The following is a 6,161-nucleotide window of genomic DNA, read 5'->3' on the forward strand; positions in this document are numbered from 1 at the left end:
GGCCGGAACGCCGCGCGCCCCGGCCGCGTTCGGGCCGCATGGCCGCGACGGGAACCCACAACAGCTCGACCACCGTCGTCTACGCGGCCCTGGCCGGCAACCTGGCCATCGCCGCCACCAAGTTCGTCGCCTTCGCCCTGACCGGCTCGTCGGCCATGTTGACCGAGGCCATCCATTCCAGCGTCGACACCGGCAACCAGGGCCTGCTGCTGCTGGGCCTGGCCCGGGCCCGCAAGCCGCCCAGCCAGACCCATCCGTTCGGTTACGGCATGGAGGTCTATTTCTGGGCCTTCGTCGTGGCCCTGCTGATCTTCGCCCTGGGCGGGGCCTTCTCGATCTACGAGGGCGTGCTGAAGATCCTGCGGCCCGAGCCGATCGACCGGGCCTGGATCAACTTCCTGGTCATCGGCCTGGCCGTGCTGTTCGAGGGCGGCTCGTTCCTGGTGGCCTGGAAGGAGTTCAGGGTCCTGACCCGGGGCACGCCCTTCATGCGCGCCATCCGCCGCAGCAAGGACCCGTCGGTGTTCGCCGTGCTGCTGGAGGACGGGGCCGCCCTGGCCGGCCTGGCGATCGCGGCGCTGGGCGTGGCGGGTTCGGCGGTGTTCGGCGTCCCCTGGGCCGACGGCGCGGCTTCGGTGGCCATCGGCGTCCTGTTGGTGGCGGTGGCGATCTTCCTGGCCAATGAGACCCGCAGCCTGCTGACCGGCGAGTCCGCCTCGCCCCGCATCGTCGAGGCCGTGCGCGAGATGCTGGCCGCCGACCCGCGCGTCGACACGGTCGCCGAGGTGCTGAGCATGCACCTGGGGCCGCAGGAGATCCTGCTGGGCGTCACCCTGGACTTCCACGACGACCTGACCGCGGGCGAGATCGAGGACGCGGCCGACGACTTCGCGATGCGAATCCGCACGATCGACGCGCGGATCACCCGGGTGTTCGTGCGTTCGGGCCGGGCCCGGGCGGCCTATGCGCGGCCGCTGGCGACCTGAGCCCTAGGCCCGCCGCGCCTTCCAGTCCGCCGCGCTCTGCCCCCACAGCTCCAGCGTCTTCTCGTGATAGGGTTCGGGCAGGTGGCCCATCCGCAGCAGGCGCGACCCCAGGCGCGCGGCCACCGCCTTGGACGGGAGATTGTCCGGATCGATGGAGTGGATGACCTCGTTCCAGCCCAGATGGTCGACGATCCAGTCCATGGCGGCGCTCGCCGCCTCGACCGCGTAGCCCTTGCCGTGGAAGGCCGGATGCAGCCCCCAGGCCAGTTCCGCGCCCGGCCAGGCCTCGGGGCGCCACGGGCCGACGCGCCCGATCCAGCGGCCGCCGGCCTTCTCGACCACCGAGAACATGCCGAAGCCGTGCAGGGCCCACGAACCGGTGACGGTGGCCATGGTCCGCCAGGCGGGGCTACGGGCCATCTGGCCGCCGATGAATCGCGCCGCCTCGGCGTCGCCCATCAGCTCGGCCCAGCCATCGAGGTCGGCGGCGACCGGCGGCCGCAGGATCAGGCGTTCGGTCTCGAGCGTGGGGCCGAGGGCCATGTGGGACTTCCTCCTAGGCGACGCAGGCCGCCAGGCCGTCGCGGCGCACGGTCCCCGAGGCCTTGCCGATCCGGCTGGAGCGCTTCTTGACGTAGCGGCCCGGATTGACCGCCTTCCACTTCAGGGGGCTGGGCAGGATCGCCGCCAGCCGCGACGACTGCTGCGGCGTCAGCTTGTCGGCCCCCACCTTGAAATAGGTCCGCGACGCGGCCTCGGCCCCATAGATCCCCGGGCCGTACTCGATGGAGTTCAGATAGACCTCCATGATCCGCTTCTTGCCCCAGAGCGTCTCGATCAGGACCGTGAAATAGGCCTCCAGCCCCTTGCGGAGATACGAGCGGCCCGGCCACAGGAAGACGTTCTTGGCGGTCTGCTGGCTGATGGTCGAGCCGCCGCGGATCTTCTTGCCCTTCTCGTTGTTCTCGTAGGCCTTCTGCAGGGCGTCGAAGTCGAAGCCGTGGTGGTCGCAGAACCGGGCGTCCTCGGCGGCAATCAGGGCGCGGGGCAGGGCGGGCGAGACCTGGTCGATCGGCCGCCAACGGTGGTTCCAGCCCTTGCCCTCGGCCAGGCGGATGACCATCAGCGGCGTCGCGGGCGGCGGCACGAAGCGATAGAGGATCACCGTCAGCACCGGTCCGGCGACCAGCACGATGAACAACGCCACCAGGATGTTACGCAGCAGAACCTTCACCGATCGCCCCAACCTGTCTTGACGCTTGCCTTGACGTTGCGGCCGGATGCTAGCCAAGCCGCCATCGTCTGTCGCGGGACATAGCGCGCATCGGTTAGTGAGGCCTTGATGACCCAGTATCGAACCGTCTCCGAAGCCGTCCAGCGCCGGATGTCCGTCCGGGCCTTCAAGCCCGACCCCGTGCCCGGCGCCGTGGTGCGCGAGCTGATCGAGGCCGCCGCCCGCGCCCCGTCGGGCGGGAACCTCCAGCCCTGGGTGGTGCACGCGCTGTCGGGCCAGCCCCTGGCCGAGTTCAAGGCGCTGGTCGCCTCGCGGCTGATGGACCGCGACGAGCCGGAATACCACGTCTACCCGCCCAACCTGTGGGAGCCGCTGCGCACCCGCCGCTACCAGGTGGGCGAGGACCTCTATGCGTCGCTGGACATCCCCCGCGAGGACAAGCTGGGCCGCCTGCAGCAGTTCGCCAAGAACGCCGAGTTCTTCGGCGCGCCCGTCGCCCTGTTCTTCTCGGTCCACCGCGACTGCGGCCCGCCGCAGTGGTCGGACATCGGCATGTACATCCAGACCCTGATGCTGCTGGCCGTCGAGCGGGGCCTGGACACCTGCGCCCAGGAGTTCTGGTCGGTCTACGGCAAGCTGATCCATGGCTTCCTGGAGCTGCCGCAGGACCACATGCTGTTCTGCGGCCTGGCCCTGGGCTGGCGCGACGAGGACGCGGCGGTGAACGGCTGGAGCTCGCGCCGCGCGCCGTTCGACGAATGGGCGACGATGCGCGGATTCGACTGAGCTCGGCGCCATAACCTGCGAGGTTATTGTCGTCGTGACCTGGGGCGGCGATAGCCGATCGCCATGAACCAGCTCAGCGTCACCGCGCTCCTCCAGACCCGCACGGTCGGCGTCCGCGACGTGGCCTGCGACGGCGCCTGCCGGCACCGAAGCCCCAGCGAATGCGCCGCCTCGACCTTCCTGGTCTTCCCCTATCGCGGCGCCTATGTCCGGCATGTCGGGCGCCGGGACGCGGTGGCCGAGGCCAACCAGGTGGTGTTCTTCAACCGCGACCAGGACTACGCCATCAGCCATCCGGTGGGCGGCGGCGACGCCTGCCTTTCGGTGTCGATCGACGAGGACCTGCTGGCCGAACTGTCGCCCGCCGACCAGCTGGAGGCGGGCGGGGCGCCGGTGTTCCGCGGTCCCGCGCGGACCGTCGAGCCGGAGGTTCAGGCGCTGTCCGCCCGTCTGCGGCGCGGCCTGGCGCGCGGCGCGTTCGAGCCGCTGCAGGCCGAGACCCTGACCCTGGGCCTGGTCCGGCGCGCCCTGGGCGACCGGGCCTCCCGCGCCCGGGCCTCCAGCTACGGCCGGCGCAAGCTGGCCGACCGCGCCAAGCTGGTGCTGGCCTCCGATCCCGGCCGCCGCTGGACCCTGGCCCAGATCGCCGGCGACGTCGGCGTCTCGCCCGTCTACCTGACCCAGGTCTTCGCCCAGGCCGAGGGCGTGCCGCTCTATCGCTACCAGCTGCGGCTGCGCCTGGCCCGCGCCCTGGACCTGCTGGCCGACTGCGAGGACCTGACGGCCCTGGCCCTCGACCTGGGCTTTTCCAGCCACAGTCATTTCACGGCGGCCTTCCGCGGGCTCTATGGAAGCCCGCCGGGCGACTTCCAGCGGGCCTCGCGCCGGACCTGGTCCGACCCGGCCTGATCTGGCCCCCTCTCATCGGGAAAACCGAAGCTCAGGCTGGCGAACACGGTCTCGAAGTCGACGCCCTCGTCGGCCAGCGGTTTGGTCCAGACGACATCCATCATCCAGTTCCCAGCGCCGGGCATGGCGAAGGCCGCGCGGCCCTCGCCGTCGGTCCGGTGCTGCTCCGCGGGCGCGGCGTCGTGGGCCAGGTCGGTGATCTTGACCAGCGCCCCGGCCAGGGGACGGCCTTCATAGAGCACCCGCACGGGCAGGGTCGCGAGACGCGGCAGGGCGTAGGGGCTGACCTCGGGCACGATCTCCAGGTCCAGCCCCGCCGGCCGGGTGACGGCCGCCTGGGCGCCGCCGTCGCCCACCTGGATCAGGGCCTTGGTCTGGCGGCTGTAGCGCTCCGACGCGTCGATGGCCTGCAGCCCCCGCGCGGCGCGGGTCTCCAGCGCCGGGGTCAGGCCCTCTTCCTCGGCATAGGCGTTGAAGCGGGCGGCGGACTGGTGGCTCTGGGCCGTGGCGTCGCTGCGCAGGGTGACGACATAGGCGCCGGGCCGATCGAAGCCCAGCACGCCGTCGGCGGTCGCCGCGCCCAGGGTCAGGGCGGGCTTCAGGTCCTGAGGGCCTTCGCCGGACGACGCGGCGTCGAACCGCATCACGCGGCGCAGCGGCAGTTGCGAGCGCTGGCGCTCGGTCCCTGTGCCGACCTGCAGGGTCATGGGCGTGGTCGTCCCGGCCGGCAGCCAGAAGCGCTCGGGCTGGATCCAGAACTCGTGGGCGGCGGCGGGGTGGGGCAGGCAGGCCAGGGCGCCCGCCGTCAGCAGCAGGCGGCGAAGCGGCCTCGTGAACGCGGCCATGGTCAGGGCTCCTTGCGCGAGGGATAGGCGGCGCCGTCGGGCGCGGCCAGGAAGGGGAAGACGGTGTCGGAATGGACGTGGTCGTCGTGGTCGACGCCGTCGTCGACGCCGGTCAGGCCGCCGGCGGCCAGCAGCGAGCGGTAGACGTCCACCGCGTCGTAGTTGGGTGTCCGGCCGCCGCAGTCGCCGGCCAGGTCCCGGCGGCCGGCCAGGGCGGCCAGCTCCACCGCGAACAGGGTGGTGCACCGCGTGGCGGCGCTGTCGATCCACAGCCGGTCGTCGGCCAGCAGGATCGCCAGATTCAGATAGCGCGAGGCGCCCGCCGAGCGGTCGGCGATCATCGCATTGCCGCAGTCGCCGTCGAAGGCGTCGTAGAGGCCCAGGGTCTTCTCGATCTCGGGGATGAAGCCGTCCGAGGTCGCGGGCGTGGCGTGGTTGTAGGCCTCCTTCAAGGCGTCGCTGACGGCCTCGGGCTCGAGCGTGGCCAGCAGGGCGTTGCCGGTCAGCGGCCGGCCCATGCGGTCGATGCGGCCCTTGGGTCCGACCGTCTCGCCCCAGACCGCCAGCAGCTTGCCGCCCTGCGACACGGCCGGCAGGTCGATCGAGATCACCAGCGAGGCCGGCGTCCAGCCCGCCAGCAGGTTCTGGGCCGGGCCGCCGCGCGTGTGGCGCCAGCGGTCGAGGATCCCGGCCGAGGTCGCCCGGTCGAAGGCCGGGCAGCCCGCCTCGTCCAGCGGCGCGCCGGCCTTCAGCGCGGCGGCGGCGAAGTCGTAGGCCTCGCGGGTGCCCTTGACGTTGTTGAAGAACGGATCGTCGCGCAGGCCGGCGAAGACGCGGAAGCGACGGCGGGCCGAGACCAGGCCCTCCGGTCGGCTGGCGTCGCCGTGGACGGTGTCGCCGCCGGCCTGGCAGTCGATGTCCTGACCGGCGAACCGGCATGAGATGGTCGTGGTCGCGGCGGTCTTGCCGAACCGTGCGCCGCTGTCGACGTGGAAGACATAGGCCAGGTCCTTGGAGAACCCGTGCCCGACGATGGCCATCACCAGGTTCAGGTGGCGGTGGTCGGGCGAGGTCCAGGCGAAGATGTCGCCGATGTCGGCGCGGGGATCGGCGATGACGCTGGGCGTGTCCAGGTGGTCGGACGCCCGCGCCGGGCCGGCGGCGATCGCCAGCAGCGCCGCGCTCCCCAGGCCGGCCGCCAGCGCGCGGCGGATGTTGGTTGTCGAGGGCATGTTCGGCTCCGGTCGAAATTGGAGCTGCAGGAGGCCTCGGAAGGGGCTGCGTCCGCTGTCGAAATCTTTAGCGATCTTGGCGGACGCGACTTCGCCGCCTCACGCGGAAAGCCGCTGAGCTGATGGGGAGGCGCGGAGCGGGCCGGGCTTCGCCCGGAGACCGTGGGTT

7 protein-coding genes are annotated in these 6,161 nt (G+C 71.7%); 3 read left to right on the top strand and 4 right to left on the bottom strand.

Annotated features, from left to right (window positions below; genetic code table 11):
- Positions 1-38: 38 nt before the first annotated feature.
- On the top strand, positions 39-986 hold the full coding sequence (locus WAE60_RS23600; protein ID WP_337689141.1) for a cation diffusion facilitator family transporter: 948 nt from the start codon (positions 39-41) through the stop codon (positions 984-986).
- Between the two features lie 3 nt (positions 987-989).
- Here the strand turns inward: WAE60_RS23600 and WAE60_RS23605 are convergent, their stop codons facing one another.
- Positions 990-1,529, bottom strand: a complete 540-nt coding sequence (locus tag WAE60_RS23605) for a GNAT family N-acetyltransferase (protein WP_029910964.1) — start codon at positions 1,527-1,529, stop codon at positions 990-992.
- A 13-nt stretch (positions 1,530-1,542) separates the two neighbouring features.
- Positions 1,543-2,232, bottom strand: a complete 690-nt coding sequence (mtgA, locus tag WAE60_RS23610; protein ID WP_029910967.1) for a monofunctional biosynthetic peptidoglycan transglycosylase — start codon at positions 2,230-2,232, stop codon at positions 1,543-1,545.
- A gap of 96 nt (positions 2,233-2,328) precedes the next feature.
- On the opposite strand from mtgA, the gene WAE60_RS23615 reads away from it, so the two are divergent.
- A complete protein-coding gene (locus tag WAE60_RS23615) occupies positions 2,329-3,006 on the top strand; it encodes a nitroreductase (RefSeq protein ID WP_029910970.1) in 678 nt (225 codons plus the stop codon).
- Between the two features lie 63 nt (positions 3,007-3,069).
- Positions 3,070-3,915, top strand: coding sequence for an AraC family transcriptional regulator (locus WAE60_RS23620; RefSeq protein ID WP_029910972.1), 846 nt, complete (start codon positions 3,070-3,072; stop codon positions 3,913-3,915).
- On the opposite strand, the gene WAE60_RS23625 is transcribed toward WAE60_RS23620, so the two are convergent.
- Both WAE60_RS23625 and WAE60_RS23630 read right to left on the bottom strand, forming a co-directional pair.
- Positions 3,852-4,760: a DUF4198 domain-containing protein gene (locus tag WAE60_RS23625; protein ID WP_051695417.1), complete on the bottom strand. Its 909-nt coding sequence runs from the start codon at positions 4,758-4,760 to the stop codon at positions 3,852-3,854. The genes WAE60_RS23620 and WAE60_RS23625 overlap by 64 nt on opposite strands.
- A gap of 2 nt (positions 4,761-4,762) precedes the next feature.
- A complete protein-coding gene (locus WAE60_RS23630) occupies positions 4,763-5,992 on the bottom strand; it encodes a DUF4331 family protein (RefSeq protein ID WP_029910978.1) in 1,230 nt (409 codons plus the stop codon).
- Between the last annotated feature and the right edge of the window lie 169 nt (positions 5,993-6,161).

Origin of the sequence: Caulobacter sp. CCG-8, from assembly GCF_037402475.1 — a bacterium.
Classification (GTDB): domain Bacteria; phylum Pseudomonadota; class Alphaproteobacteria; order Caulobacterales; family Caulobacteraceae; genus Caulobacter.

Coding starts and splice junctions, on each gene's coding strand:
- WAE60_RS23600 (WP_337689141.1), top strand. CDS start 39: ATGGCCGCGACGGGAACCCACAACAGCTCGACCACCGTCGTCTACGCG.
- WAE60_RS23630 (WP_029910978.1), bottom strand. CDS start 5,992: ATGCCCTCGACAACCAACATCCGCCGCGCGCTGGCGGCCGGCCTGGGG.
- WAE60_RS23625 (WP_051695417.1), bottom strand. CDS start 4,760: ATGGCCGCGTTCACGAGGCCGCTTCGCCGCCTGCTGCTGACGGCGGGC.
- WAE60_RS23615 (WP_029910970.1), top strand. CDS start 2,329: ATGACCCAGTATCGAACCGTCTCCGAAGCCGTCCAGCGCCGGATGTCC.
- WAE60_RS23620 (WP_029910972.1), top strand. CDS start 3,070: ATGAACCAGCTCAGCGTCACCGCGCTCCTCCAGACCCGCACGGTCGGC.
- WAE60_RS23605 (WP_029910964.1), bottom strand. CDS start 1,529: ATGGCCCTCGGCCCCACGCTCGAGACCGAACGCCTGATCCTGCGGCCG.